This window comes from Kocuria cellulosilytica (assembly GCF_040981245.1).
GTDB classification, from domain to species: Bacteria; Actinomycetota; Actinomycetes; order Actinomycetales; family Micrococcaceae; genus Kocuria; species Kocuria cellulosilytica.
Genome location: NZ_JAVFWZ010000002.1, coordinates 292,462 through 317,381 on the forward strand (window position 1 = coordinate 292,462; position 24,920 = coordinate 317,381).

Below are 24,920 nucleotides of genomic sequence, written 5' to 3' on the forward strand. Positions count from 1 at the left end.
GGAGGTCGCATTTGCGATCACAACCCTTTGTGTCTGCATGTGAACTGGGTCACACCGGGGGTCTTGCCGATCCTCGCGGGATCGACCATTCTTGCTTCTCACCAGGGGATTCTGTGGTCGGATGAGGACCATCCCCCGGCTCCCGCACCGTCGACCGGCAGTGCGCCGGCTCCGGAGTCACGGAGCGCCGCACGGACACGGTCCGGGCGTGGGAGCAGCAAGGAGCGGGGCCGGCTGGGGGGCCGCCCCGCTCCTTTTCTGCGTGTCCACGACGTCCGGCACTCCCGGCCCCCGCCGCCCGGAGCGTCAGGCCCCGGCCCCTCCCGCACCGCGTCCTCGCGCACCGCGGACACCGCCTCGAGGCCGGGCCGCCGCGCCACCCCGGTGCGGGTGTCCGGGGGAAGCACCGACGGTCCGGAAAACGCACCGGCCGGAGCCGCGAATGGTGTCCCCGGGACCGTCCCGGAACCATGGTGGGGGCGGCGGTGCGATCGCACCGCCACGGACGGCCCCGGACCGCTGCGCAGCGTCGCGCCCGGTCCGGGACCGTCCCCGGACAGCAGCACCACAGTGGGGGATCCGTGGACGACGACAGGATCGGCGCCGTGCAGGCACGCCTCGCCCGGCACGCGGTCGAGCGCGCCGAGCTGGAGCTGACCCGGGTGTGGTGGGAGTACTTCCAGCTCGGCGGCGAGGCCGGGGTGCTGGAGGTCGACGCGTACCTGCACGGGTGCATGGGGCTGCCCGCCGCGCACCGCAACCTGCTCGCGCGCGCGGTCAACGGGCTCGTCCGGGGGGCACCCGTCGCCCGCGTCCCGTTCTCCTGGGAGATCGAGGGCTCCCCGAACGACGCCGGGCCGCAGGGCCGCGGCAGCACGCCGGGCACCGGGCCGCGCGCCTGAGCCGGTCCGTCGCCCGGAGCGCCTCCCCGCCCCGGTTCCTCCGTGGCGCCTGCGCCGCGGCGCCCGCTCCGCGGCTGCGGCGACCGCGGTGGCAGAATGGGCCGGGGTGCCGGTCCCGACGCCGGCCCGCACCCGGTCGTGCGCGCCGAGCCGGCCGCAGCGCCCGTCGTCGTCCCCGTGCCCCACCTCGACCCTAGGATGTCGGATGGCCCACCCCTCACCCCGCACCGCCCCGCCGCCCGCACCGACCGGGTGGTCGACCCTGCACCGCCACCACATCGGGGTGGACGTCGGCGGGACGCTCATCAAGTACGCGGCCGTGGACATGGCCGACGGCACGCTCACCACCCCGGTCCTCCAGCGCCCCACCCCCGTGCCCGCCACTCCGGAGGCCCTCGCGGAGCAGCTCCAGCTCCTCGTGCAGGAGCTCTCCGCCGCCCCGGGGGCACCGCACCCGGAGGCGAGCGTCGGAGTCGCGCTCCCGGCGATCATCCGGCACGGCGTGGCGCGCTCCGCCGCCAACATCGACGACGCCTGGATCGGTCTGGACGTCCACCGCTTCCTCACCCAGCGGCTGGGGCGCATCGTCCACGTCCTCAACGACGCCGACGCCGCGGGCCTGGCCGAGCTCCGCTACGGCGCCGGGCGCGGGAGCAGCGGCACCGTGCTGGTCATCACCCTGGGCACCGGCATCGGCTCGGCGCTGTTCGTGGACGGGAAGCTCGTGCCCAACCTGGAGCTGGGCCACCTGGAGCTCGGCGGGGTCGACGCCGAGGTGCGGGCCTCGGCGGTGGCCAGGGAGCGGGAGGGGCTGGACTGGCCGGAGTACGCCGAGCGCCTCCAGCAGTACTTCGCGCACCTGGAGTTCCTCTTCTCCCCCGACCTGATCGTGGTCGGCGGCGGGATCTCCGCCCGGCACGAGGACTTCCTGCCCCGTCTGCGCCTGGACACGAGGGTCGTCCCCGCCGAGCTGCGCAACGCGGCGGGCATCATCGGCGCCGCCCGGCACGCCTACCTCGCCGTGCCCCCCGCGGAGGCCTGACCCCGGAGGGCCTGGCGGAAGTACTGCACGCCCGCCACCACGTGCAGGACGGCCGCCGCCTGGACCATCACCCGGCCGACGTCCGTCACCTCCGGGCTGGACCACGCGGGCCCCGCCAGGACGAGCACGGTCCCCACCATGAGCAGGGCGGTCTTCGCCTTGCCGACCACCGTGACCCGCAGCACGCCGAGGGAGCGCCGGACGAGGGTGGCGATCCCCACCACGACGTCGACGACCGCGATGACGATCAGGACCCACCAGGGGAACAGCCCGACGATGCTCGCGGCCACGGCGATCGCCACGGTCCCCAGCCGGTCGGCGATGGGGTCCATGACCTCGCCGATCCGGCTGCGCTGCTGCAGCGCCCGGGCCAGGGTGCCGTCGACCCAGTCCGTCAGGGAGAAGAGGGCGACGAGGACCAGCGCGCGCACCGGCCGCTCGTCGATGTCGAGGACGGCCAGCACGGCCGGGACGATGAGCGCGAAGCGCACCACCGAGACGACGTTGGGCACCGTGAGCACGCGGTGGTAGTACGGCGACTCCGCCGGCTCGACCGCGTCCTGGTGCTGTGTCATCTGGCCTTCCCGCTCTCCTGGCGCCCGGTGCGGGCGGTCCCGGGACCACCCCTGCTGCTTCCGAGGGTAGTCCGTCGGCGCTCCGCGCGACGGACGTGCGGCCGTCGGTGATCGGCAGGGGCGTCGTCCACCGGGACCTCGACCACGTCGTCCCGGGCCGCGGAGCCACGCTGCCCTGACGTCGAGGAGGGCCGGACGCCTACGCTGGGCAGGTGAGCGGGAACGCCCCCGCCCCGGGAGCTCCAGGAGGCCGCCGTGGACCCTCGCGTGCACTTCTTCACCCTGTCCACGCCGGACCTCGACGCCGCCCGGGAGTTCTACGTGCGGGGTCTCGGCTGGGAGCCGCTGCTCGACGTCCCGGGCGAGATCCTCTTCTTCCGGATCGCCCCCGGGACGGTGCTGGGGCTCTTCGACGCCGCGAAGTTCGCCGAGGACCTCGGCCTCCCGGCGGCGTCCCCGGCGCAGGGCCTGACGCTCGCGCACAACGTGGCGGACGGGGACTCCGTCACGGCGGTGGTCGAGGCCATGGCCGCGGCGGGCGGCACCGTCCTCACCGGCCCGCGGCCGGGCGCCTTCGGGGGCGTCTTCCACGCCCACGTCGCGGATCCCAACGGCGTGGTGTGGGAGATCGCGCACAACCCGGGCTGGCGGGTCGACGACGACGGGACCGTGCACCTGGGCTGAACGGATCGGCTCCGGCCGGCGCCGGGCGGGCCGGGCGCCGCGGTCCCGGCCGGACGGGCCCGGACGCTACGGTCCCGGCTGCGGTGGGTTCGGACGCGGTCGGCTCGGCCGCGGCGAGCCCGGTCACGACGGGCTCGGCCGGACGGGCTCGACAGCGGCGGCTCAGCCGCGGACGTCGAAGCGCAGGTGGTGCTCGACGTCGTGCAGGAAGTACGCCGCGAAGCTCGCCACGGTGAAGTCCTTGCCGTCCCCGCGCCGGCCGGGCCGGGCCCACTGCTCCCCGCTCACGGCGTCGAAGGCGTCCGCGGTGGCGCGGACCTCCTGCGCGAGCTCCCCCGAGACCTCGTAGGGGTCCTGCCGGTTGTACTGCTCCCCCACCGCGGCGGCGTCCTGGTCCCAGTCCGGGAAGACGGGGTTCTCCTCGTCGAGCATGAGCCGCAGGCGCTCGCGGAAGACCCGGCAGAGGTCCCGGACGTGGCACGCGTACTCCAGCGGGGACCACGTCCCCGGACGGGGCCGGTCCGTCATGCCGAGCCGGTCGAGGACCGTCGCCCAGCGCTCGATCGTGTCCCGCGCGCGATCCCCCGTGGTCGTGACGTCGTAGCGCGGATCGAACCCGCAGTCGGGGCAGCCCCGCTCGAGCACCACGGTCCAGTCCTTGGTCTCCGGGGGGACGGGCGAGGTGTCGGGCAGGTCGGCGCGCTCGGTGGTCATGCGGTCAATCTACCGGGGCCCACGGGGCGCGGCGAGACCCGTGGCGGGCCGGGCGGGTCACAGCCCCTGCAGGTCCAGGACCTCGTCCTCGCTGAGCGGCTCCCCGCGCTGGATCCGGCGGGTCCGGCGCAGGTCGGACGCGGCGAGCACCACCGTGGTGCTCGCCAGGACGAACGAGAGGATCCCCAGGGTGTTGGCGAACCCCGCGGACAGGCCCAGGTGGACGGGGTCGGTGGCCCGCGTCAGGACGGAGGCGCCCGCGCCGTCCACGCGGTCCGGGAGGACGGCGCCGAAGCCGAGGAGGACGGCCCACGCCGCGGGCATCGTCAGCGCGGAGCGCAGGGACGCCCCCCCGCGGGACATGGGCCCGGGCGTCCCGGGCCAGCAGCGCGCTCGCCACCACGAGCAGCCCGGTCAGCGGCAGGGCGAGCGTCAGGGTGTAGAGCAGCATCAGCTCCCCGGCGGCTCCGGCGAGACCGCGGCCCACCGCGATCCACGTCCCGAGGAGCAGGGCCACCGGGAGGCCGAGGACGGGCACGGCGCGCTGCAGGAGGGTGGGGTGGTGCGGCACGCGGTCGAGGGCTGATTCCACGCCCGCCAGTCTATTCGGAGGGGCTCCCGGCGCCCGGGCGCCCCGGTAGGCTGGAGCGCATGCCATCGACCGGATTCCCGCACGCCGTCCTCTTCGACCACGACGGGACCCTCGTCGACACCGAGCCGCTGTGGGACCGGGCCAAGCAGAACCTCGCCGCCGAGCACGGTCTGCTCTGGACCCCGGAGGACTCGCTCGCGACGCTGGGCCGCCCGGTCGCCGCGACGATCGCCCGCATGCAGCAGGTCGGCGTGCCGCTCGGCGAGGACGAGCTGTTCCGGGCGGTCTTCGAGCACAGTGTCCGCGTCCTGGAGGGCACGGAGCTGACGTTCATCGACGGGATCGAGGAGCTCCTCGAGGACCTGGCGGCCGCGGGGATCCCGGCGGCGATCGTCACCAACGCGAGCTCGGCGATGGGCCGGCACACCGCGTCCACGGCGCCCCAGGACCTGTTCCGGGTGGTCATCGGCACGGACGAGTACGCGCAGGGGGTGCGCCCCAAGCCGGACCCGGACGCCTACCTCACGGCGGCCCACCGCCTCGGGGTGGACCCCGCCGGCTGCGTCGTGGTCGAGGACTCCCCCGCCGGGGCCGCAGCAGGCGTCGCGGCCGGCATCCCCACGGTGGTCGTCCCCGGCGAGATGGAGGTCGAGCGCGGCCCCGGGCTGCTGCACCTGGGATCCCACCGCGAGCTGACCCTCGAGCTGCTGCGCTCGCTGGACCCGCAGTCCCCGTCGTCGCCCTTCCACACCGTGCAGGAGACCCGCCCGTGAGCTCCCCCGACTTCCCCGCCGCCGTCCTGTTCGACCACGACGGCACCCTCGTGAACTCCGAGCCCCAGTGGGCCGTGGCCAAGCGGGCGGTGGCCGGCCGCTACGGCGTCGGCTGGAGCACCGAGGACGACCTCGCCACGCTGGGGCGGACGGTGCCCACGTCGGCGCGGCTGATGGTCGAGCGCGGCGCCGAGGGAACCGTCGAGGCCATCACCGCGGAGCTCGGCCGGGAGGTCGCGGCCTCGCTCACGGGCGAGGTGCCGTTCCTGCCCGGCATGCGCGACCTGCTGACCGAGCTGGAGCGGGCCGGCATCCCCGGGGCCGTCGTGACGAACGCCCTGACCGTGGTCGCGGAGGGCACCGCGTCCGGGGCGCCCGAGGTGCTGCGGGTCGTGGTCTCCCAGGAGGACGTGGAGCACGCCAAGCCGCACCCCGAGCCCTATCTGCTCGCGGCGCGGCGGCTGGGCGTGGACCCGGCACGGTGCGTGGCGGTCGAGGACTCGCAGACGGGGGCGGCGAGCGCGGCGGCCGCCGGGATGCCGGTGGTGGTGGTCCCCGGTGAGCTGCCGGTGGAGCCCGCGCCCGGCTTCGTGCTCGTGGCCGCCCACACGGACGTCACCCTGGAGTTCCTGCGCGGGCTCGCACCCTCCCGGCCCGCGATCGCGGGCTGAGCGCCTCCGGCCGGCAGTCCCCGGCCGGGCGACCCCGGCCGACGCTCTCCGGCTGACGCCCTCCGGCTGGGCACCTGCGGCTGGGCACCTCCCGGCCGGCGGCCTCCGGCTGACGACGACGAGGGCCCGCCCCCGGCCGTTCCGCGGAATGCGGTGCGGCCGGGGACGGGCCCTCGTGGGTCGTGCCTGACTCAGCGGGTCGCGGTGCCCTGGGGGGAGGACGCGCGGCGCGGGCTCCGGGTGCGGCGGCGCGCCGCGGCCTGGGTGGAGCGGTCCGGCGCGGACTCGGTCGAGTACGCGGGTGCCGCGGAGCGGGTGGGCGCCGCGGAGCGCGCCGGCGCCGCCGAGCGGGACGCCGAGCCGTTGCCGGGGCGGGAGCCGGCACGGTTGCCGGTCTCGGTGCGCTGGTCGCGGGAGGCGTTGCGCGGCTGCTCGGAACGGGCCTGGCCGCCACGGCCGCGGCTGCCGCCGGAGCGGGCGCCCGAACGGCCGCCGGAGCGGCCGCCGCCGGAGCGCTGACCGCTTGCCGGACGTCCCTGGTCCTGGACGGGCTGCGGGACGTAGGCGACCTTCTCGGCGGTCTCGCCCACGAGCGCCGTGACGGCCGGGGAGCCGACGGTCACGGTGTCGAAGTTCGCGGTGACGCCGGCGGCCTTCATGAGCTGGGTGACCTCGCGGCGCTCCTCCTTGGTGGCGACCGTCACGACGGAGCCGGAGGCGCCGGCGCGCGCGGTGCGCCCGGAGCGGTGCAGGTAGGACTTGTGCTCGGTGGGCGGGTCGATGTGCACGACCAGCTCGACCTCGTCCACGTGCACGCCGCGGGCGGCCACGTCGGTGGCCACGAGCACGCGCACGTCACCGGCGGAGAACTGGGCCAGGTTGCGGTCGCGGGCGTTCTGCGAGAGGTTGCCGTGCAGGTCCACGGCGGGGATGCCCATCTGGCTGAGCTTGCGGGCCATCTTCTTGGCGCGGTGCTTGGTGCGCGTGAACATCACGCGGCGGCCCGTGCCGGAGGCCAGGGCCTCGATGAGCTCCTGCTTCTCGTCCGCGTCCACGACGAGCACGTGGTGGTCCATGGTGGACACGGACGCCTGCGGGGCGTCCACGGAGTGCTTGACCGGGTTGGACAGGAACTGCTTGACGAGCTTGTCCACGCCGCCGTCGAGCGTCGCGGAGAACAGCAGCCGCTGGCCGCCCTGGGGGGTGCGCTTGAGGATGCGGGTGACCACGGGCAGGAAGCCCATGTCGGCCATGTGGTCGGCCTCGTCGATGACCGTCACGCGGACGTCGTCGAGCGTGAGGACGTTCTGCTTCAGCAGGTCCTCGAGCCGGCCGGGGCAGGCGATGACGATGTCGGCGCCCTTGGCGAGCGCCTTCTCCTGGTTGCGCTGGGAGACCCCGCCGAAGATGACGGTGGTGGTCTGCCCGGCGGCCTCGGCCAGCGGGGCGATCGCGCGGTCGATCTGGGTGGCCAGCTCGCGGGTGGGTGCCAGCACCAGGCCGGTGGGCCGGTTGGCGCGGCGGGCGGCGCGGGCGCCGTTGCCGGTCAGACCGGCGAGCCGGGACACGAGCGGCAGCGCGAACGCCACGGTCTTGCCCGAGCCGGTCTTGCCGCGGCCGAGCACGTCACGGCCGGCCAGCGAGTCGGGGAGGGTCTTCTCCTGGATGGGGAACGCCTGCTCGATGCCCTGCTGGGCGAGGACGGCGGAAAGGGCCTTGGGCACGCCAAGGTCGGTGAAAGTAGCCAAAACTGGGATACGTCTTTCGATCGGATGTCCCGGCAAGGGGGTAGCGCGCCGGGTTGCGCCGAATGACTCCTGGAGCCCCTGCGAGCGGGCTGAAACCGTCTGGAACGGTGCCACGCTGGAAGAAGAAAGGGGTGCTCGACGCCTGCCTGCTCACCCGGGAACGGGGAGCAGTGCCATGTGCAATACCGTTCACCCTACAGCACCGGGCGCCCGGCACGACCGGGATGTGGTGCAGCACACGGCCGTGCCGCCACCCTGCTCCGCCCGCTCCCCCGCCCGGGGCGCCGAGCTCACCGCACCGGCGCGAGAGGCGGGCTCCTGTGTGGGCGTCCCGCGCCGGCGCGGTGAGTTCGCGGCCGGGGCCGGGCCGGGGCCGCCCGGCACCGTGCCGGGCGGCGGGGCCGGCTACAGCGCCGTGTAGCCGCCGTCGACGAGGTAGTACCCGCCCGTCATGAAGGACGCCCTGTCCGAGAGCAGGAACGTGGTCAGGGCGGCGACCTCCTCGGCGCGGCCCAGCCGGCCGAGCGGGTGCTTGGCGGCGAGCCCCTCGAGGACGGCCGCGGGAGCGGTCCGCAGCAGCGGGGTGTCGATGTAGGCGGGGCCGACGGCGTTGATCCGCACGCCGCGCTGCCCGTACTCCACCCCGGCCTGCTTGGTGAGGCCGACCACGCCGTGCTTCGCGGCGGTGTAGGCGCTGTTGCCCGCGGCCGTGGCCACGGTGCCGTGGACCGAGGACATGTTGACGATCGCCCCGCCGCCGGCCTGCTCGATCGCGGGCAGCTGGTAGCGCATGCCGAACATGACGGCGTGCAGGTCGATCTGCACGGTCCGCACCCATGCGTCGATGTCCGACTCGCCGACGGCGTCCGCGGTGCCCCCGATCCCGGCGTTGTTCACCGCGAGGTGCAGCCCGCCGTAGGTCTGCTGGGCGAACTCGACCGCGGCCTCGCAGTCCTCGGGCTTCGCCACGTCCTGGCGGAAGCCGGCCGCGTCGCCGCCGGCGGCCATGATCGCCTGGACGACGTCGTCGATCCGCCGGGTGTCGATGTCCGTGACGACGACCTTGGCGCCCTGCGCCGCGAGGTCCTTGGCGCAGGCCTCGCCGATGCCGGAGGCGGCGCCGGTGACGAGCGCGACCTTGTCCTTGAGGTCAGCCATGTGGTTCTCCTGCCGTGTGTCCGCTGGGCCGGACCGGGTGGCCCGGCACTCCCAGTCTGTCCGGAAACGCCGGGGCCCGCGAGGAGGGCGCGGGGGTTTCCGCCCGCGTCGCTCCTCGCGCCCGGGCCGGCCGGGGCTCAGCCCTCGTCGTCCTCGGACTTCTCGGCGTCGTGCGCCCGGCGCAGCGCGGCGGAGTCCGCCTCCTGGGCGGCCTTCTGCCCGCGCACCACCTCGGTCAGGAGCTTCGTCATCTCCTTGGCCACGCCGGCCGCGGACTGCGGGTTCTGGCCGGTGACGAGGCGGTCGTCGACGACGACGTTCTCGGTCCAGTTCGGCGCCGTCCGCACGTCCGCGCCCTGCTCGACGAGCTTGTCCTCGAGCAGGAAGGGGACGACGTCCGACTTGCCGACCTCGTTCTCCTCGGCGTTCGTGAACGCGGCCACCTTGCGGCCCTCGACGATGCGCAGCCCGGTGGAGAGCTCGACGTCGACGAGCCCGGCCGGCCCGTGGCAGACGGCGCCGACGACTCCCCCGGCGTCGTGCACGGCGGCCACCAGCGACTGCAGGTCGGCGTTGCCGGCGAAGTCCCACATGGTGCCGTGCCCGCCCACGAGGTAGACGGCGTCGTACTGACCGGGGTCGACCACGCTGATCCGCGGGGTGTTGTACAGGGAGGCCCGCACGGTCTCGTCCTCGAGGTACTGCCGCTGCACCTCGTCCTCCTCGTCCTTGCCGTCCTGCGGCGGCTGCCCGCCGGCGATCGAGGCGAAGTCGACGAAGTACCCGGCGTCCCGGAACACCTTCCACGGGTAGGCCGCCTCGCCGACGAAGTACCCGGTGGGCTCCCCGCTGTCGCCGAGGGTGTCATGGCTGGTGAGAACGAGCAGAACCTTCTTCATGGTCTCGATGTCCATGTCTGTCCTTCCGTCGGGTGGCGGGGCGCGGAGCGCGTCCCGCGGGCCGGTGGCCAGCCTAGGCGCCGGGGGCCGCCACCGGGACGGGTGTTCGCTCCGGGCCCGTCCTGCAGGATGCGGGCGGGGGCTCCCCTGATAGGGTCATTGACGATTCAATGACCCTGTTCGCCCTCCTGAAAGGACCGACCATGAGCCTCTCCAACGCGATCCTGCGCGGCGTCTCCGGCGCCTACCTGCTGCAGTCCGGCTACGGCAAGAAGGACCTTCCCACCGAGGCCGCCGCGGGTCTCCAGCAGTTCGCCGCCACCGGCGTCCCCCAGTTCAAGGAGTGGGACGCCGACACCTTCGGCAAGTTCGTGGCGTACTCGGAGATGGGCATCGGCGCCGCCCTGCTGACGCCGTTCGTCAACAAGCGCCTCGCCGGCCTGGCCCTCGGCGCGTTCTCCGCCGGGCTGCTCTCGATGTACTTCCGCAACCCCGAGATGACCCAGGAGGACGGCGTCCGCCCGACCGAGGCCGGCACGGGCCTCTCGAAGGACGCCTTCCTGGCCGCGATCGCCGCGGCCCTGGTGGTCTCCAAGTAGGCACGGCCTCCGAAGGGTCCCGCGGGGGCCGCCCGTCCGTCCGGACGGGCGGCCCCCGTTTCCCGTTCCCGGCCGGGCACCGCGCACGGCGCTCCTGAGAGGTGCCCGCTCCCCTTAGGACGTCCGTGCCGCCGGGGAGAATGGGACCCATGACGACGACGGCGCACCGCCGGGCCCGTCCGGCTCCGGGTCCGCACCGAGCCGCTCCCGCCGGGGAGCGGGTCCTGGACCCCGGTGTCCGGGCAGAGGTGCGGGCGGTCGTCGGGGAGCTCGTGGACTCGGCGGCCGCGCAGGCGCAGGAGGCCGGGCGCCAGCTGCGCTGCATCCACCGGCTGTGGCTGCTGGCCTGGGAGGACCGCGAGATCGACTGGGTCTCCACCGCCGGGCTGATGCCGTACGAGGCCGACGAGCTCGTGTGCTCCCTGCTGGAGACCGACGACCAGCTGGTGCGCGACCTCGCCGACGAGATCGGCCCGGCGCTGCACCTGCCCGCCGGCACGGCCCTGGAGCGCGTCCGCGAGGCCCTGGTCCTCGGCCTGCACCTGCCGGAGACCCTCGAGGCCCTGGAGGCGGGCCGCTTCAGCGCCCGGCACGCCTCGGTGATCGCCGATCAGTGGCGCGAGCTCGTCGAGGACGCCCCGGCGGACCAGGAGGCCCCGCACGACCTCGTGCAGCAGCTCGCCGCGGAACTGACGGAGCGGGCGCCGCACTGCACGGTGGCGCAGCTGCGCGCGTGGGCCCGGCGGCGGCGCGCCGCGCTGCTGGCCGAGACGCAGGAGGCGAGGCACCGGGTGGCCCGAGCCGGACGCCGCGTGTGGGTCGAGCACGGCGAGGACGGCATGGCGTGGGTGCACGCCCTGCTGGAGGCGCCCACCGCGCTCGCGGTGCAGGACCGGCTCGACGCGCTCGTGGCGCTCCTCGCGCCCGCGGAGGCAGCCGCCCGCGCGTGCCCCGGTGACGGGACGGACGCGTCCGATCACGGGGATCCGGCAGGAGCCGCGGACCTCGGCGCGCGGCCCGGTCCCGGTCCGGACGGCCGCCCCGTGGCCGTCCGGACCGAGGCGCAGCTGCGGGCGGACGTCCTCGCCGACCTCCTGCTGGCCGGGGAGGTCCCCGACGACCCCGCGTTCCCGCAGGGGGTGCGGGGGCAGGTCTGCGTGACGGTCCCGGTGCTCACGCTGCTGGAGTGCCCTCCCGGCGGCCCGGCGGGCGGGGTGCCCGCGGACGCCCCGGTGCTCGTCGGTCACGGTCCGATCAGCGCGGAGGCCGCCCGGGAGCTGGCCGCCGGCGCCCCGTCGTGGCAGCGCGTCCTGACGCATCCCGTCACCGGCGCCGTTCTCGACCACGACCGCAGCACCTACGCCGTGCCCGCCGATCTGCGGCGCCGGCTGCGGCTCCGGGACGGAACCTGTCGTTTTCCCGGATGCCGCCGGCGGGTCGAGCGCTGCGACCTCGACCACACGGTGGCGTGGCAGGACGGCGGCCGCACCGCCGCGGACAACCTGGCCCACCTGTGCCGCCACCACCATCTCGTCAAGCACCGCCGGGGTGCTCTCGGCCGCTGGTCCGTCCGGCAGCTCGGCCCGGCCCCCTTCGGCGGAGCGCTCGAGTGGACGTCGCCGGCCGGGCTGACCCACCGGACGGAGCCGGACCCCTCGGCCGGCATGCCACCGGACCGGACGGCGTCGGTCTGGGACGTGCTGGACGGCGCCGTCCCGCCCGGGGGCGTGGCCGATCGAGCTGCACCGGAACGAACCGCCCCGCTCCGGGCCGTACCGGACCGTGCCGTGCCCGCTCGGACCGTGCCGCCCGGCGCCGTGCCCGATGAAGCTGTCCCGGAACGTGCCGCACCGGACCGGGTCGCACCGGACCGGGTCGTACCGGACCGGGTCGCACCGCCCCGGGTCGTACCGGACCGGGTCGCACCGCCCCGGGTCGTACCGGACCGTGCCGGACCGGACGGCGTCGCACCGGACGGCGTCGCACCGGGCCGTGCCGCGCCCGAGGACGCGGACCCTCCCCCGTTCTGACCGCCGGCCGGTCCGGTCAGGCGGGAGACCGGCCCGGGTCCTCCGCCGTCGTCTCCACCGAGACCCGGTAGCCCATGCTGTGGGTCTCCTCCGGTTCCAGGTGCACCGCGGCGGCGTGGGTGTTGGCGCCCTCCACGCACACGAAGTCCGTCCAGCCGTCCGGTCCCACGTCGGGCAGCGCGGCCGCCTTCTCCGCCCCCGGGTTCCACACCACGGTGGTGCCGGAGTTCTTCTTCCGGATCCGGAGCACCCGTCCGAGCACGGGGTCCACGACGGCCACGTCCTCGCTCGAGCGGTACACCCGGTCGGTCTCGCCGTCGAACCGGACGTCCCCCTCCTGCACGCAGTCCTCGCGGTCCAGGACCTTGTCACGGTAGGAGGCGCCGTCCAGGCCCTCGACGCGGATCTTCCGCACGTCCCCCACCACCAGGTACGCGTGCAGGGCCTCCTCGAAGTCGAACGGCTGCTCGCCGGTGTTCGTGATGCTCAGCTCGAGGGACAGCTCGGTGCCGAAGCGCACCACGAAGTACGCCTCGAACGGGTACGGGAACTGCTCCCGGTGCGCGGGGTCGGTGACGTCCGCGTCCGAGAGCCGGTAGACGACCAGCGCCTCGTGGTCGGAGGACTCGCGCGACTCGACGTGCCACGGGAGCGTGCGGGCGAAGCCGTGCTTGGGCTCGCGCCCGCCGTCCGCACCGTCCGCGAACCACGGGAAGCAGATCGGGACACCACCGCGCACGGGCCTGCCCGTCTCGAGCGCCGTGCTGGGGGACAGCCACAGCACCGGGGCGTGGCCCGTGGGGATCCAGTCGGTCACGTGCGCACCCTGGTCGTAGACGGCACCAGTGGCGTCCGCGCAGGAGAACGGGCGGGGATCTGGGAGTTCGCTCATGCCCCTCAGGCTAGACGGAGGGCCCGGCCCCCGTCAGGAGGCCGGGCCCTCGTGCGCCGACGTCGGTCAGACGCCGGTGCGCTCGGCTGTCAGACGCCGGTGCGCTCGTAGGAGTCGATCGCCCCGGGGCGGCCCTCCATGAACCCCTCGATCGTCCGGCGGTCCGCCCGCAGCGTGGGGTCGTGGTCCAGATAGTGCTTCGTCTCCCGGACGATCAGCCCGGAGAGGATCAGCAGCCCGAGGAGGTTGGGCAGCGCCATCAGGCCGTTCATCACGTCGGCGAAGTTCCACACGACGGCCAGCGGGACGGTGGCGCCCACGAACACCACGAGGGAGAAGACCACCCGGTAGGGCATCACCGCCGGGCGCCCGAAGAGGCGCTCCATGCAGCGCTCCCCGTAGTAGGCCCAGCCCAGGATCGTCGAGTACGCGAAGAGCACGAGCCCCACCGTCACCACGACGTGCCCCCACTCACCGGGCAGGCCCTGGCTGAAGGCGTCGCCGGTCATGGTGGCGGCGAAGTCGGCGCCCTGCTCCCAGACGCCGGTGGTGATGAGGACGAGGCCTGTGAAGCTCACCACGATGATCGTGTCGATGAAGGTCTGGGTCATGGAGACCAGCCCCTGCCGGACCGGGTGGGTGGTCTGGGCGGCCGCGGCCGCGATGGCCGCCGAGCCCATGCCCGACTCGTTGGAGAACAGTCCCCGGGCCACGCCCATCTGCACGGCGAGCATGATGGCCGAGCCGGCGAACCCGCCGACGGCCGCGGTGCCCGTGAAGGCGTCGGTGAAGATGAGGGCGATCGCCTGCGGCAGCGCCGCCACGTTGACGAGCAGGATGAACAGCGCGCCCAGGACGTAGAAGAGGATCATGAACGGCACGAGCGCCGCCGTGACCCGGCCGATCGCCCGGATGCCGCCGACGAGCACGGCGAGCGTCAGCACCGCGAGCACGATGCCGGTGATCCACGTCGGCACCCCGAAGGACCCCTCGACGTTCGAGGCGATCGCGTTGCCCTGGGTCATGTTGCCGATGCCGAACGCGGCCAGTGCGGCGGCGATCGCGAAGAAGATCGCCAGGCACTTCCCGAACCCGTTGCGGATGCCGCGCTCGAGGTAGTACTGCGGTCCGCCGGAGATCTCGCCCTTGGCGTCCGTGGTGCGGAACCGCACCGCCAGGAACGCCTCCGAGTACTTGGAGGCCATGCCGAGCAGGCCGGTGACCCACATCCAGAACAGGGCGCCCGGCCCGCCGATCGAGATCGCGGTGGCCACGCCCACGATGTTGCCGGTGCCGACGGTCGCGGCGAGCGCCGTGGTCAGTGCCTGGAACTGGGAGACGTCGCCGCCCTGGGCCTCGGCGTCCTTGCGCTCGAACAGTGCCAGCCGCAGCGCGGAGCCCAGCTTGCGGAACTGCAGCCCGCCCAGCCGCACGGTCAGGTACAGGCCGGTGAGCAGCAGCAGGGGGATGAGGACGTAGGGCCCCCAGATGATGCCGCCCAGCTCGCCGAGGGCGGTCTCGATGGTTTGGAGCATGTGTTCTCCCGTGGGTGTCGGGTGGGTCAGGGAAGGGACCGTGACGAGGCTGTGACCTCCGTCTCGGCCGAAGGCATCTAATCACAGGTCCGGAGGTCCGACCGCCATTGACCGGTGGACCGGCCACAGTCTCGTCCCGGCCCGTTTCTGCCCTGTTACGGCCCGGGAAGACCGGGGTCCTCCGGGGCCTGCCGCGAGAGCCGGCGCGCGAGCAGCACGGTCCCGGTGGCGAGCAGGGAGCACACCGCCATGGACACGGCCATGGGCACGGCGGTGTGCTGCCCGGCCAGACCGGTCAGCGGGCTCACGAGCCCGCCCAGGAGGAACTGGACCAGCCCGAGCACGGCCGACCCGGCACCGGCCCGGCCGGGCACCCGGCCCTGGGCGAGAGCCACGGCGTTGCCCATGACGAAACCGATGCAGGTCTGGCTCACGAAGAGGTGCGCCAGAGTGGTCCATCCGGTGATCCCGGCGAGAATCAGCCCCAGTCCCACCACGTTGACGGTGGCCATGACCACGATCGCGGTGCGGAGGATGGTGCCGGGCTCGACCCGGTCGACGAGGCGGGTGTTGACGACCGCGCCCAGGATCGAGCCCCCCGCGTTGACGGCGAAGACCACGGAGTAGCCGAGCGCCGAGTAGCCGAGCACGTTCTGCACCACGAAGGAGGACGCGGAGATGTAGGAGAACAGGGCGCCGAACGCGAGGCCGAAGGCCAGGGCGTAGGCCATGAAGGACGGGGTGCGCAGCACGCGCCAGGACCCGGTCACGACCGCGCCGACCCCGCCGCGGTGCCGGCGGTGCGGGGGCAGGGTCTCGGGGACCACGAGCACGGAGCACGCCAGCATCAGCAGCCCGAACACCGCGAGCACCCAGAACACGGTCTGCCACGGGGCCACCGTGGCGATCACTCCGCCCAGCAGGGGGGCCACCACCGGGGCCAGCGAGGTGATGGTCGCGAGGATCGAGAACAGCTTGGCGGCCCCGCGCCCGGAGGCGATGTCCGAGACCACGGCGCGGGCGATCACCACGCCCGCCGCCCCGGCGAGGCCCTGGACCGCCCGCAGGACCAGCACCACCCCGATGCTCGGGGCCAGGACCACGGCGACGGAGCTGAGCAGGAACAGCGCGTTGCCGGCCACCATGAGCCGGTGCCGCCCGAGCACGTCGGACACCGGGCCGAGCAGGAACTGCCCCACGGCCATGCCGACCATGTAGGTGGTCAGCGTCAGCTGCACCGCGGAGGCCGACGCCCCGAAGTGCTCCGCCATGGCCGGCATCGAGGCCAGGTACATGTCCGTGGCCATCGGGCTCACCGCGCTGAGGATCCCCAGCGCCGCCACCAGCACCACCCGGTCCCTGCCGCCGGAGAGGCGCAGGCGGGAGCGCACGGGGTGGTCGGGCGGCGGTGAGCTCACGGCGGGTCCTTCGGCACGGGTGCTGGGCGGGACTCATGCTATCGACGCCGTGCGCGGGGAGCCGAGGGCGGCCACGAGAGGCGACAATGCCCTCATGAGACTCGCCGTGTACACCGGGGCCTCCCTCGGTTCCGACCCCCTGTTCCCCGAGGCCGCCCGGGCCTTCGCCACCGCTCTCGCCCGTCGCGGCGTGGGCGTGGTCTACGGCGGCGGCCACGTGGGGCTGATGGGCGTCGTCGCCGACGCCGCGCTGGCCGCCGGGGGCGAGGTGGTCGGGGTCATGCCGCAGTCCCTGGTCGACGACGAGACCGCCCACCCGGGGCTGACCGAGCTGCGCATCGTCGGGACGATGCACGAGCGCAAGGCCGAGATGGCCGCCCTCGCGGACGGGTTCGTGGCCCTGCCCGGTGGCCTGGGCACCCTCGAGGAGATCTTCGAGGCCTGGACGTGGCTGCAGCTGGGGGTGCACGCCAAGCCGGTCGGCTTCCTCGACGTGGCCGGCTACTGGCGGCCCCTGCTGGACGCGGTGGCCTCGATGTCCGCGGCCGGCCTCGTGCGCCCCGAGTACCGGGACGCGGCCGTGGTCGCCCGGGACGCGGACGAGCTGCTGGAGCGGTTCGCGGCGTGGGAGGCGCCGCCCCGCCGCTGGTCGGAGCCGCCCGCCGTGGGCGGCGGGGCGGTGCCCCCCGGGCCTGCACCCGGCCGGTCGGCAGCAGGCCGGCCGACAGCCGGCGGGTCCGCGACCACCCGGCCTGCGCCTAGGATGGTGGGCGATGAGCGAGCAGACCCCTTCCCCCGCTGAGGGCCCCGCGCAGGGCCCCGTTCCCGAGGAGTTCCACCGCCGGCCGTACTCCTTCGTGCGCCGCGGCGACCGCCTCACCGCCCGCCGCCAGAAGGCCTGGGACGACTGGGCGCCCACCCGGGTGATCGACGTCCCGCGGGTGCGCACGGACACCTCCGTGCACCCCGACCACGAGTTCGACGCCGCCGCGGCCTTCGGGCGCGAGGCGCCGCTGGTCGTGGAGGTCGGCTCGGGGCTCGGCGAGGCCGTCGTGCACGCCGCCGCCCAGGATCCCGCGCGGAACTTCCTCGCCGTCGAGGTGTACAAGCCCGGGATCGCGGACCTCCTGCTCAAGGCGGGCCAGGCCGGCGTGGACAACGTCCGCGTGGTGCAGGCCAACGCGCCCGAGGTCCTGGAGCACCTGCTCGCCCCGGCCTCGGTCGACGAGCTGTGGGTGTTCTTCCCGGACCCCTGGCACAAGACCCGCCACCACAAGCGGCGCCTGGTCTCCCCCGCGTTCGCCGAGCTCGCCGCCCGGGTGCTCGTGCCGGGCGGGCTGTGGCGGCTCGCCACGGACTGGCAGGAGTACGCGCTGGTGATGCGCGAGGTCCTCGACGCGTCCCCGCACTTCGAGAACGTCCACCCGGGCCCGCTCGCCGACGACGAGCACCCGGACACGGGCTGGGCCCCCCGCTGGGAAGGACGGATCCTCACGAGCTTCGAGCGCAAGGCGCGGGAGGCGGGCCGCGTCCCGCGCGACCTCGTCTACCGCCGGACGGAGTGAGCGCAGCCTCCGGCCCGGAGCGGGACGGCTTCGTCGTGGTGCGCCCGGGTGATCCCCGCACGCGGCCGCTCCTCGAGGGCCTGCACCTCGAGTACGTGGAGCGCTACGGCCCCGAGATCGGGGCGGAGGAGATGGCGCACCACCCGGTGGACGACTTCATCGCCCCCGCCGGGGCGCTCCTGCTCCTCCTCGAGGACGGCGTGACGGTGGCCGGAGGCGCGTTCCGCCGGCACGACGACGCCACCGCCGAGCTCAAGCGGGTGTGGACCGCTCCGGCGCACCGCCGGCGCGGGATCTCCCGGCGGGTCCTGGCCGAGCTCGAGCGGCTCGCCGCCGCGGCCGGGTATCGGCGCATCTACCTCACCACCGGCAGCCGCCAGCCCGAGGCGTTCGCCCTCTACCGCCGCAGCGGCTACGTCCTGCTGCCCGGGACCGCGCAGGTCTATCCGGGTGGCGTGTACGACGTGGGCTTCGAGAAGCACCTGCGCTGACCCGCACCGGTCCGGGTCCGGCCGTCCCGGGATCCAGCCGGTCAGCGCTCCTGCCGGCGCGAGGCCGGCCGATCAGCGCTCCTGCTGGCGCGAGGCCGGCCGGTCAGCGTTCCTGCTGGCGCGGGGGCCGGTACAGCACCACGGCCTGCGAGATCTTGCGGGCGCGGGGACGGGCGCCGCGGGCCATGCGCACCACGTCCCCGCCGACACCGGCGGCGAAGATCCGCGAGGACTCCTCGGCCCGGTCCCGGGCGTCCTCGAGCTCCTGGGACAGCTCCGCCACCCTCGCGCGCAGGGCCGCGACCTGGTTCTCCAGCTGGAGGATGCGCCGGATGCCCTCGAGGGACACGCCCTCCTGGGACAGCACCTGGATCTGCTGCAGCTTCTCGATGTCGCGCTGGGAGTAGCGCCGGGCCCGGCCCGGGGCGCGGGACGGCCTGACGAGGCCGAGCCGGTCGTACTGGCGCAGCGTCTGCGGGTGCATCTCCGCGATCTCCGCGGCCACGGAGATCACGAACAGCGGCTGGTCTGCGTCCAGTGCCATCTCACACCCGCGCCTTCGCGGCCAGGCCGGCCCGGGGGTCCTGGGCCGCGGTCGCCTCGGCGAACGCCCGGACGGCGTCCTGCGCCTGCTCGTCGAGCTCGGCCGGCACGTGCACCTCGACCGTCACGATCAGGTTGCCCGAGCCCTTGGCCGTGCTGAACCCGCGCCCCTTGACGCGGAAGCGCCGGCCCGAGGACGTGCCCGCCGGCACCTTCAGCCGCACGGTGCCGCCGTCCAGCACGGGCACCTCGATCGTGGCGCCCAGAGCCGCCTCGGGGAAGGAGATCGGCACGGTGACCTCGACGTCGTCCGTGCCCTCGACCCGCTTGAAGAAGGGGTGCGGCGTCACGTGGACGGTGACGTAGAGGTCCCCGGCCCCGCCGGGCCCGGAGTGGCCCTTGCCGGCGAGCTTGAGCTTCTGCCCGTCCCGCACGCCGGCGGGGATCCGCACCGTGGTCTCCTGACCGTTGCCGCGGCGCAGCTTGATCGTGGTGCCGTGCACGGAGGAGCGGAACGGGATGGTCGTCTCCGTCCGGATGTCCTCCCCGCGCGCCGGCGGGGCCTGGTACCCGCCGTAGCCGCCGGGCGCTCCGTAGCCCGTCTGGCCGCCGAACTGAGCGAACAGGTCCTCGAACCCGCCCGGGCCCCCCGCGCCGCCGGTGGAGTAGGTCGTGCGCCGGCGGCGCCCTCCGCCGCCTCCGCCGAAGATGTCGCCGAAGAGGTCCTCGAAGTTCGCCGAGCCGCCCCCGCCGCCGGCGCCGCCCGCGGTGAAGCGCGCGCCGGAGCCCATCGCGCGGATCGCGTCGTACTGCTTGCGCTCCTCGGGGTCGGAGAGCACGGAGTTCGCCTCCGTGATGTCCTTGAACCGCTGCTCGGCCTCCGCGTCGCCCGGGTTCTGGTCCGGGTGGTACTCGCGGGCGAGCTTGCGGTAGGCCTTCTTGACGTCGGCTGCGGACGCGTCCTTGGAGACGCCGAGAATGCTGTAGAAGTCCTTGTCGATCCAGTCCTGGCTGGCCATGACGCCTCCTTTCTGTGGGGCCGGTCGGGGTCCTGTCGAGCAGGGCCCGGTGGTGGTGCTGGGGTGGTCCCCGGTGCCGCGGCACCGGGGACGGGTGGACGGGTCAGGGGAGGCCCGCGGGGCGGGCCTCCCCTGCCGTCGCTCGGATCAGGCCGGGACCGGCCTCACTCGGCGACCGCGACGGCGACCTGGGCGGGCCGCACCACGCGCTCACCGATCCGGAAGCCGGAGCGCAGCACCATCGAGACCTGGTCGGGCTCGACCTCGCTCGTGGGCTGCTGCAGCACCGCCTCGTGGACGTTCGGGTCGAACTTCTCCCCGACCTCCCCGATCCGCACGAGCCCCTGCCGCACGAGGGTCTCCTCGAGCTTGTTCGCGATCGCCGCGAACGGGCCGTCGGTGAGATCCCCCGCCTGCCGGGCCGCGTCGATGTCGTCGAACACCGGCAGCAGCGTCTGCAGGAGGTCGCCCGTGACGAACGTCCGCAGCTGCTCCTTCTCGCGCGCCGTGCGGTGCTTGAAGTTCACGAACTCGGCCTGCAGCCGGCGCAGCTCCTCGAGCCGCTCCTCGGCGAGGGCGGCCGACGGGGAGTCCTCTCCCGCGGCGCCCGGCGCCGCGGCGTCCCCGGACTCGGCGTCGGTCGACTGGGGCGTCGAGAGGATGTCGTCCACCGTCAGGCCCTCGGGCCCGGCCTCCTCCTGGGGGCGGGTCCCGGGGTCCTGCGCGCGGTGCTCCTCGGGCTGCGCGGCGGGGTCCCCGGGGACGTTCCCGGGGCCGTTCTCCGCCGCGTTCTCGTCGGGTCCTGGCGTGGGGTCGGGCATGCTCACTTCTTCTCGTCCTCGTCGTCGACGACCTCGGCGTCGACGATGTCCTCGTCGCCGGTGGCACCGGCCGCGCCCGCACCCGGGGCGCCCTCGGCGCCCTCGGTCTGCGACTGCGCGTAGAGAGCCTCGCCGAGCTTGGTCTGGGACTGCTGCAGCTTGTCGTAGGCCGACTTCACGGCGTCGTCGTCCTCGCCCTCGAGCGCCTGCTTCAGGGCGTCGACGTCCGCCTGCACCTCGGACTTGACGTCCGCGGGCAGCTTCTCGTCGTTGTCCTTCAGGAGCTTGTCGACGGAGTAGGCCTGCTGCTCCGCGTTGTTGCGCAGGTCGGCCGCCTCGCGGCGCACCCGGTCCGCCTCGGCGTTGGCCTCGGCGTCCTTGACCATGCGGTCGATGTCCTCCTTGGAGAGGGAGGACCCGCCCGTGATGGTCATCGACTGCTCGGTGCCGGTGCCCTTGTCCTTCGCGGAGACGTGCACGATGCCGTTGGCGTCGATGTCGAAGGTCACCTCGATCTGCGGCATCCCGCGCGGGGCGGGGGCGATGCCGGTCAGCTCGAAGGTGCCCAGGTTCTTGTTGTCCCGGGTGAACTGGCGCTCGCCCTGGAAGACCTGGATGGACACGGACGGCTGGTTGTCCTCGGCGGTGGTGAAGGTCTCGGACCGCTTGGTGGGGATGGCCGTGTTGCGCTCGATGAGCTTGGTCATCACGCCGCCCTTGGTCTCGATGCCCAGCGACAGCGGGGTCACGTCGATCAGCAGCACGTCCTTGCGGTCGCCCTTGAGCACGCCGGCCTGGATGGCGGCACCGACGGCGACGACCTCGTCCGGATTCACGCCCTTGTTGGGCTCCTTGCCGGCCAGGCGCTGGACGGTCTCCGCGACGGCGGGCATGCGGGTCGAGCCGCCCACCAGCACCACGTGGTCGATGTCGGACACGGAGATGCCGGCCTCGGTGATGACGTCCTTGAACGGCTTCTCGGTGCGCTCGAGCAGGTCCCGGGTGAGCTCCTCGAACTTGGCGCGGGTGAGGCGCTCGTCCAGGTGCACGGGGCCCTCGGGGGTCACGGACAGGTACTGCAGGGAGATGTTGGTGCTGGTCGCGGAGGACAGCTCCTTCTTGGCCTGCTCCGCGGTCTCCTTCAGGCGCTGCAGGGCGATCTTGTCCTTGGACAGGTCCGCGCCGGTCTTCGACTTCACCTGCGCCAGCAGCCAGTCGACCACGCGCTGGTCCCAGTCGTCGCCGCCCAGCCGGTTGTCGCCGGCGGTCGCACGGACCTGGATGGTGGAGAAGTCGTCCTCGTCCTTGCCGACCTCCAGCAGGGAGACGTCGAAGGTGCCGCCGCCGAGGTCGAAGACGAGGATGAGCTCGTCCTCCTTGCCCTTCTCCAGGCCGTAGGCGAGCGCCGCGGCGGTGGGCTCGTTGACGATGCGCAGCACGTTCATGCCGGCGATCTCACCGGCCTCCTTGGTGGCCTGGCGCTCGGCGTCGTTGAAGTACGCCGGGACGGTGATCACGGCGTCGGTGACCTTGTCGCCCAGGTAGGACTCGGCGTCGGTCTTGAGCTTCATGAGGATGCGCGCAGAGATCTCCTGCGCCGTGTACTTCTTGCCGTCGATGTCCGTGGACCATCCGGTGCCCATGTGGCGCTTCACCGAGGCGATGGTGCGGTCCACGTTGGTGACGGCCTGGCGCTTGGCGATGTCGCCGACCAGGGTCTCGCCGTCCTTCGAGAAGGCGACGACGGACGGCGTGGTCCGGTTGCCCTCGGCGTTGGCGATGACGGTGGGCTCGCCGCCCTCCAGCACGGACACCACGGAGTTGGTGGTGCCGAGATCGATTCCTACTGCACGAGACATGGACGTGTTCTCCTTCGGGTCGAGCTGAACCGGGCGGGCCGTCGTGGCCCCGTTGGGTCCCGGAGGTCTCAGGTCTTGAGTTTTCCTGACTCAAGTCTGCCACGTGAGGGGCTGATGTCAAGCCAACTTGAGTCAGATCGACTCAACCTATCTGCGGTGCCAGGTGTGAGCACGCGCTCACCGCTCTGCTGCCGTGAGAGCTCTCCGCTAGAATGGACTGTTGCGCCCGGACCACCGGGCCCCATCGACATCACCGGGTCCGCCCCGCACGCCCACGCACGCACTTCGACACGACACCGCACGCACCCGACACCGCAGGAGCCTCCGTGAGCACCACACCACCCCATTCGCCGCAACCACCGAGCCCGAACGGGTCCCCGCACCGGCCGAAGCCGCGCGAGGTGCTGCGGGAGATCAACTACCCCCACGGCATCCACCCCGCCCTGGTCCCCGGCATCGCCGTGGAGGACCAGAAGCTGCACTACGGCACGGACAAGGTCGTCTTCCTCGTCACCGCCGCGCTGATCGTGGCGTTCATCGCATGGGGCGTGCTCTCCACCGAGTCCCTGACCGCCGCCTCCACCGCCGCCCTGGGCTGGGTCACCGGCAACGCCGGCTGGTTCTTCACCGCGCTGTCCACGGCCGCCGTGCTGTTCATGCTCGTCGTCGGCTTCAGCCGCACCGGCCGCATCCCGCTGGGCATGGACGACGAGAAGCCCGAGTACTCCTTCTTCTCGTGGCTCGCCATGCTCTTCGCCGCCGGCATGGGCATCGGCCTGATGTTCTACGGCGCCTCCGAGCCCATGAGCCACTTCGGCGCGGGCGTCCCCGGCTTCGGGGCGGACCCCGGTTCCGAGGAGATGACCGTCTACGCCCTCGTCCAGACGGCCTTCCACTGGGGCCTCAACCCCTGGGCCATGTACGCCGTGGTCGGCTCCGCCGTCGCCTACGGCGCGTACCGCCGCGGGCGCCCCCCGCTGATCAGCCGGATCTTCGTGCCGCTGATCGGCCAGCAGCGCGCCGAGGGCGGCCTGGGCCGGCTCATCGACGTGTTCGCCATCTTCGCGACCCTCTTCGGCACCGCGGCCTCCCTGGGGATCGGCGCGCTGCAGATCTCCCGGGGCCTCGAGATCGTGGCCGGCTGGGGCCCGCTCGGCAACGGGGGCCTCATCGCCGTCATCGCCGTGCTCACGGCCGCCTTCGTGGTCTCCGCCGTCTCCGGCGTGGCCCGCGGCATCCGCTACCTCTCCAACACGAACCTGCTGCTGGCCTTCCTGCTGGCCCTGTTCGTGTTCGTGGCCGGGCCCACCGTCCTGATCCTGGACCTCGTTCCCGCCGTGTTCAGCACGTACCTGCAGGAGTACCTGTGGATGACCGGGCAGACCGGCGGCTGGGGCGAGGACTCGACCGCCTTCGCCGGCGGCTGGACCGTGTTCTACTGGGCGTGGTGGCTGTCCTGGTCCCCGTTCGTCGGGATGTTCATCGCCAAGATCTCCCGCGGCCGCACGCTGCGCCAGTTCGTGACCGTGGTGCTCATCGTGCCCTCCTCGATGTGCGTGCTCTGGTTCGTGGTCATCGGCGGCACCGCCATGTACCTGCAGCGCACCGGGACCGACCTCGCGGCCGCCGGAGGCCAGGAGGCCGTGCTGTTCGGGATGTTCGACGCCCTGCCCCTCGGCGCGCTCACGTCGGTGCTCGCCATGGTCATCATCGGCATCTTCTTCGTGACCAGCGCGGACTCCGCGTCCATCGTCATGGGCACCCTGTCCCAGCGCGGGCGGCCGGAGCCCAGCCGCTTCATCGTGGTGTTCTGGGGCCTGTGCCTCGGCGGCATCGCGACGGTCATGATGCTCGTGGGCGGCGACGACGCCCTGACCGGGATGCAGAACCTGGTCACCGTCTCGGCCCTGCCGTTCGCGGTCATCGTCGCCTTCCTGATGGTCTCCTTCTACAAGGACCTGCGCAGCGACCCGGCCACGATCCGGCACGCGTTCGCCCTCACGGCCGTGCGCAAGGCCGTGATCCACGGCATCGAGGAGCACGGCGACGACTTCGCCCTCCAGGTGGAGCACGCCCCGGGCGCCCGCGCCGCCGGCGAGACGTTCGACTCGCACGACCCTGCCGTGACCGACTGGTACCGGCGCGTCGACGAGCACGGCCGGGAGATCGACCTCGCCGCGGAGACCGGATCGCGCTCGGCCCCCGACGGATCGGTCCTGAACCCGGACGGTTCGCGCCAGGACCCGGACCCGTCTCACCTGGACCCGGACGAGGATCTTCCCCTCCGTCAGGACCGCGACCGGACCTGACCTCCCGGCACGAGAAGTGCGGCCGTCGCCCCCGGGCGGCGGCCGCACTTCTCGTGCCGGGACCGGACGGCTTAGACTGCC

At 73.6% G+C, this 24,920-nt stretch carries 25 protein-coding genes; 12 read left to right on the forward strand and 13 right to left on the reverse strand.

All coding sequences use genetic code 11. The features are described 5' to 3' along the window. Window positions 1-581 precede the first annotated feature (581 nt). Together RCG67_RS03900 and ppgK are read left to right on the forward strand one after the other, a co-directional pair. Window positions 582-902: a hypothetical protein gene (locus tag RCG67_RS03900; RefSeq protein ID WP_368824916.1), complete on the forward strand. Its 321-nt coding sequence runs from the start codon at window positions 582-584 to the stop codon at window positions 900-902. Between the two features lie 205 nt (window positions 903-1,107). After that, the gene (ppgK, locus tag RCG67_RS03905) at window positions 1,108-1,944 is read left to right on the forward strand and encodes a polyphosphate--glucose phosphotransferase (RefSeq protein ID WP_368824917.1); all 837 of its coding nucleotides are present in this window, start codon (window positions 1,108-1,110) and stop codon (window positions 1,942-1,944) included. On the opposite strand, the gene RCG67_RS03910 is transcribed toward ppgK, so the two are convergent. Next, a complete protein-coding gene (locus RCG67_RS03910; protein ID WP_058873785.1) occupies window positions 1,914-2,519 on the reverse strand; it encodes a CDP-alcohol phosphatidyltransferase family protein in 606 nt (201 codons plus the stop codon). The two genes, ppgK and RCG67_RS03910, sit on opposite strands and share 31 nt — an antisense overlap. A 255-nt stretch (window positions 2,520-2,774) precedes the next feature. Between RCG67_RS03910 and RCG67_RS03915 the strand changes: the two genes are divergently transcribed. Further along, window positions 2,775-3,203 (forward strand): VOC family protein, encoded by a 429-nt coding sequence (locus tag RCG67_RS03915; RefSeq protein ID WP_368824918.1) that lies wholly within the window; start codon window positions 2,775-2,777, stop codon window positions 3,201-3,203. Window positions 3,204-3,365: 162 nt separating this feature from the next. Here RCG67_RS03915 and RCG67_RS03920 read toward each other — a convergent pair whose 3' ends face one another. Together RCG67_RS03920 and RCG67_RS03925 are read right to left on the reverse strand one after the other, a co-directional pair. Continuing rightward, complete coding sequence (locus tag RCG67_RS03920; protein WP_368824919.1) at window positions 3,366-3,917, reverse strand: DinB family protein; 552 nt, start codon at window positions 3,915-3,917, stop codon at window positions 3,366-3,368. A 57-nt stretch (window positions 3,918-3,974) separates the two neighbouring features. Further along, the gene (locus tag RCG67_RS03925; protein ID WP_368824920.1) at window positions 3,975-4,280 is read right to left on the reverse strand and encodes a hypothetical protein; all 306 of its coding nucleotides are present in this window, start codon (window positions 4,278-4,280) and stop codon (window positions 3,975-3,977) included. On the opposite strand from RCG67_RS03925, the gene RCG67_RS03930 reads away from it, so the two are divergent. The 3 genes from RCG67_RS03930 (at window position 4,279) to RCG67_RS03940 (ending at window position 5,953) form a co-directional block, all read left to right on the forward strand. Next, window positions 4,279-4,503 carry a hypothetical protein gene (locus RCG67_RS03930; RefSeq protein ID WP_368824921.1) on the forward strand — a complete coding sequence of 75 codons (225 nt, stop codon included), beginning with the start codon at window positions 4,279-4,281 and terminating at the stop codon, window positions 4,501-4,503. The genes RCG67_RS03925 and RCG67_RS03930 overlap by 2 nt on opposite strands. Before the next feature lie 65 nt (window positions 4,504-4,568). Further along, a complete protein-coding gene (locus RCG67_RS03935) occupies window positions 4,569-5,282 on the forward strand; it encodes an HAD family hydrolase (protein WP_368824922.1) in 714 nt (237 codons plus the stop codon). Next, window positions 5,279-5,953 carry an HAD family hydrolase gene (locus RCG67_RS03940; RefSeq protein ID WP_368824923.1) on the forward strand — a complete coding sequence of 225 codons (675 nt, stop codon included), beginning with the start codon at window positions 5,279-5,281 and terminating at the stop codon, window positions 5,951-5,953. The genes RCG67_RS03935 and RCG67_RS03940 overlap by 4 nt, the downstream gene beginning before the upstream one ends. A 191-nt stretch (window positions 5,954-6,144) precedes the next feature. Here RCG67_RS03940 and RCG67_RS03945 read toward each other — a convergent pair whose 3' ends face one another. The 3 genes from RCG67_RS03945 to RCG67_RS03955 all read right to left on the reverse strand — a co-directional run bounded on the left by RCG67_RS03945 (window position 6,145) and on the right by RCG67_RS03955 (window position 9,773). Next, window positions 6,145-7,677 (reverse strand): DEAD/DEAH box helicase, encoded by a 1,533-nt coding sequence (locus RCG67_RS03945; RefSeq protein WP_058873791.1) that lies wholly within the window; start codon window positions 7,675-7,677, stop codon window positions 6,145-6,147. 429 nt (window positions 7,678-8,106) lie between these two features. Continuing rightward, window positions 8,107-8,859: an SDR family NAD(P)-dependent oxidoreductase gene (locus RCG67_RS03950; protein ID WP_368824924.1), complete on the reverse strand. Its 753-nt coding sequence runs from the start codon at window positions 8,857-8,859 to the stop codon at window positions 8,107-8,109. 137 nt (window positions 8,860-8,996) lie between these two features. Beyond that, complete coding sequence (locus tag RCG67_RS03955) at window positions 8,997-9,773, reverse strand: type 1 glutamine amidotransferase domain-containing protein (protein ID WP_368824925.1); 777 nt, start codon at window positions 9,771-9,773, stop codon at window positions 8,997-8,999. A 188-nt stretch (window positions 9,774-9,961) separates the two neighbouring features. Between RCG67_RS03955 and RCG67_RS03960 the strand changes: the two genes are divergently transcribed. Both RCG67_RS03960 and RCG67_RS03965 read left to right on the forward strand, forming a co-directional pair. After that, window positions 9,962-10,357 (forward strand): hypothetical protein, encoded by a 396-nt coding sequence (locus RCG67_RS03960; protein ID WP_058873841.1) that lies wholly within the window; start codon window positions 9,962-9,964, stop codon window positions 10,355-10,357. Window positions 10,358-10,506: 149 nt separating this feature from the next. Then, window positions 10,507-12,387 carry a DUF222 domain-containing protein gene (locus RCG67_RS03965; protein ID WP_368824926.1) on the forward strand — a complete coding sequence of 627 codons (1,881 nt, stop codon included), beginning with the start codon at window positions 10,507-10,509 and terminating at the stop codon, window positions 12,385-12,387. 16 nt (window positions 12,388-12,403) lie between these two features. On the opposite strand, the gene RCG67_RS03970 is transcribed toward RCG67_RS03965, so the two are convergent. From RCG67_RS03970 to RCG67_RS03980, 3 genes are all read right to left on the reverse strand, one after another. Further along, window positions 12,404-13,279: a D-hexose-6-phosphate mutarotase gene (locus RCG67_RS03970; protein ID WP_368824927.1), complete on the reverse strand. Its 876-nt coding sequence runs from the start codon at window positions 13,277-13,279 to the stop codon at window positions 12,404-12,406. 89 nt (window positions 13,280-13,368) lie between these two features. After that, window positions 13,369-14,814 carry an alanine/glycine:cation symporter family protein gene (locus tag RCG67_RS03975; protein WP_368824928.1) on the reverse strand — a complete coding sequence of 482 codons (1,446 nt, stop codon included), beginning with the start codon at window positions 14,812-14,814 and terminating at the stop codon, window positions 13,369-13,371. A gap of 155 nt (window positions 14,815-14,969) precedes the next feature. Continuing rightward, window positions 14,970-16,232 (reverse strand): multidrug effflux MFS transporter, encoded by a 1,263-nt coding sequence (locus RCG67_RS03980; protein WP_368824929.1) that lies wholly within the window; start codon window positions 16,230-16,232, stop codon window positions 14,970-14,972. A 94-nt stretch (window positions 16,233-16,326) separates the two neighbouring features. On the opposite strand from RCG67_RS03980, the gene RCG67_RS03985 reads away from it, so the two are divergent. The 3 genes from RCG67_RS03985 to RCG67_RS03995 are packed head-to-tail and all read left to right on the forward strand — an operon-like array spanning window position 16,327 to window position 18,288. Next, window positions 16,327-17,034 (forward strand): LOG family protein, encoded by a 708-nt coding sequence (locus RCG67_RS03985; RefSeq protein ID WP_368824930.1) that lies wholly within the window; start codon window positions 16,327-16,329, stop codon window positions 17,032-17,034. Next, the gene (gene trmB, locus RCG67_RS03990; RefSeq protein WP_368824931.1) at window positions 17,006-17,797 is read left to right on the forward strand and encodes a tRNA (guanosine(46)-N7)-methyltransferase TrmB; all 792 of its coding nucleotides are present in this window, start codon (window positions 17,006-17,008) and stop codon (window positions 17,795-17,797) included. Before RCG67_RS03985 ends, trmB begins: the two co-directional genes overlap by 29 nt. After that, window positions 17,794-18,288 (forward strand): GNAT family N-acetyltransferase, encoded by a 495-nt coding sequence (locus RCG67_RS03995; RefSeq protein ID WP_368824932.1) that lies wholly within the window; start codon window positions 17,794-17,796, stop codon window positions 18,286-18,288. Before trmB ends, RCG67_RS03995 begins: the two co-directional genes overlap by 4 nt. A 103-nt stretch (window positions 18,289-18,391) precedes the next feature. On the opposite strand, the gene RCG67_RS04000 is transcribed toward RCG67_RS03995, so the two are convergent. The 4 genes from RCG67_RS04000 to dnaK all read right to left on the reverse strand — a co-directional run bounded on the left by RCG67_RS04000 (window position 18,392) and on the right by dnaK (window position 22,530). After that, entirely contained in the window at window positions 18,392-18,832 is a 441-nt protein-coding gene (locus tag RCG67_RS04000) for a heat shock protein transcriptional repressor HspR (RefSeq protein ID WP_368824933.1), read from the reverse strand. A 1-nt stretch (window position 18,833) separates the two neighbouring features. Continuing rightward, window positions 18,834-19,850 carry a DnaJ C-terminal domain-containing protein gene (locus RCG67_RS04005; protein WP_368824934.1) on the reverse strand — a complete coding sequence of 339 codons (1,017 nt, stop codon included), beginning with the start codon at window positions 19,848-19,850 and terminating at the stop codon, window positions 18,834-18,836. A gap of 164 nt (window positions 19,851-20,014) precedes the next feature. Further along, window positions 20,015-20,671, reverse strand: a complete 657-nt coding sequence (locus tag RCG67_RS04010) for a nucleotide exchange factor GrpE (protein ID WP_424346605.1) — start codon at window positions 20,669-20,671, stop codon at window positions 20,015-20,017. A gap of 2 nt (window positions 20,672-20,673) precedes the next feature. Further along, window positions 20,674-22,530 (reverse strand): molecular chaperone DnaK, encoded by a 1,857-nt coding sequence (dnaK, locus tag RCG67_RS04015; protein WP_368824936.1) that lies wholly within the window; start codon window positions 22,528-22,530, stop codon window positions 20,674-20,676. Window positions 22,531-22,856: 326 nt separating this feature from the next. On the opposite strand from dnaK, the gene RCG67_RS04020 reads away from it, so the two are divergent. Further along, window positions 22,857-24,839 (forward strand): BCCT family transporter, encoded by a 1,983-nt coding sequence (locus tag RCG67_RS04020; RefSeq protein WP_368824937.1) that lies wholly within the window; start codon window positions 22,857-22,859, stop codon window positions 24,837-24,839. The last annotated feature ends 81 nt before the right edge of the window (window positions 24,840-24,920 follow it).

Excerpts from the sequence above, each read along its gene's own strand:
- ppgK (WP_368824917.1), top strand. The coding sequence starts at position 1,108 with ATGGCCCACCCCTCACCCCGCACCGCCCCGCCGCCCGCACCGACCGGG.
- RCG67_RS03910 (WP_058873785.1), bottom strand. The coding sequence starts at position 2,519 with ATGACACAGCACCAGGACGCGGTCGAGCCGGCGGAGTCGCCGTACTAC.
- RCG67_RS03920 (WP_368824919.1), bottom strand. The coding sequence starts at position 3,917 with ATGACCACCGAGCGCGCCGACCTGCCCGACACCTCGCCCGTCCCCCCG.
- RCG67_RS03930 (WP_368824921.1), top strand. The coding sequence starts at position 4,279 with ATGGGCCCGGGCGTCCCGGGCCAGCAGCGCGCTCGCCACCACGAGCAG.
- RCG67_RS03925 (WP_368824920.1), bottom strand. The coding sequence starts at position 4,280 with ATGTCCCGCGGGGGGGCGTCCCTGCGCTCCGCGCTGACGATGCCCGCG.
- RCG67_RS03935 (WP_368824922.1), top strand. The coding sequence starts at position 4,569 with ATGCCATCGACCGGATTCCCGCACGCCGTCCTCTTCGACCACGACGGG.
- RCG67_RS03950 (WP_368824924.1), bottom strand. The coding sequence starts at position 8,859 with ATGGCTGACCTCAAGGACAAGGTCGCGCTCGTCACCGGCGCCGCCTCC.
- RCG67_RS03955 (WP_368824925.1), bottom strand. The coding sequence starts at position 9,773 with ATGGACATCGAGACCATGAAGAAGGTTCTGCTCGTTCTCACCAGCCAT.
- RCG67_RS03960 (WP_058873841.1), top strand. The coding sequence starts at position 9,962 with ATGAGCCTCTCCAACGCGATCCTGCGCGGCGTCTCCGGCGCCTACCTG.
- RCG67_RS03965 (WP_368824926.1), top strand. The coding sequence starts at position 10,507 with ATGACGACGACGGCGCACCGCCGGGCCCGTCCGGCTCCGGGTCCGCAC.
- RCG67_RS03970 (WP_368824927.1), bottom strand. The coding sequence starts at position 13,279 with ATGAGCGAACTCCCAGATCCCCGCCCGTTCTCCTGCGCGGACGCCACT.
- RCG67_RS03975 (WP_368824928.1), bottom strand. The coding sequence starts at position 14,814 with ATGCTCCAAACCATCGAGACCGCCCTCGGCGAGCTGGGCGGCATCATC.
- RCG67_RS03985 (WP_368824930.1), top strand. The coding sequence starts at position 16,327 with ATGAGACTCGCCGTGTACACCGGGGCCTCCCTCGGTTCCGACCCCCTG.
- trmB (WP_368824931.1), top strand. The coding sequence starts at position 17,006 with ATGAGCGAGCAGACCCCTTCCCCCGCTGAGGGCCCCGCGCAGGGCCCC.
- RCG67_RS04000 (WP_368824933.1), bottom strand. The coding sequence starts at position 18,832 with ATGGCACTGGACGCAGACCAGCCGCTGTTCGTGATCTCCGTGGCCGCG.
- RCG67_RS04005 (WP_368824934.1), bottom strand. The coding sequence starts at position 19,850 with ATGGCCAGCCAGGACTGGATCGACAAGGACTTCTACAGCATTCTCGGC.
- RCG67_RS04010 (WP_424346605.1), bottom strand. The coding sequence starts at position 20,671 with ATGCCCGACCCCACGCCAGGACCCGACGAGAACGCGGCGGAGAACGGC.
- dnaK (WP_368824936.1), bottom strand. The coding sequence starts at position 22,530 with ATGTCTCGTGCAGTAGGAATCGATCTCGGCACCACCAACTCCGTGGTG.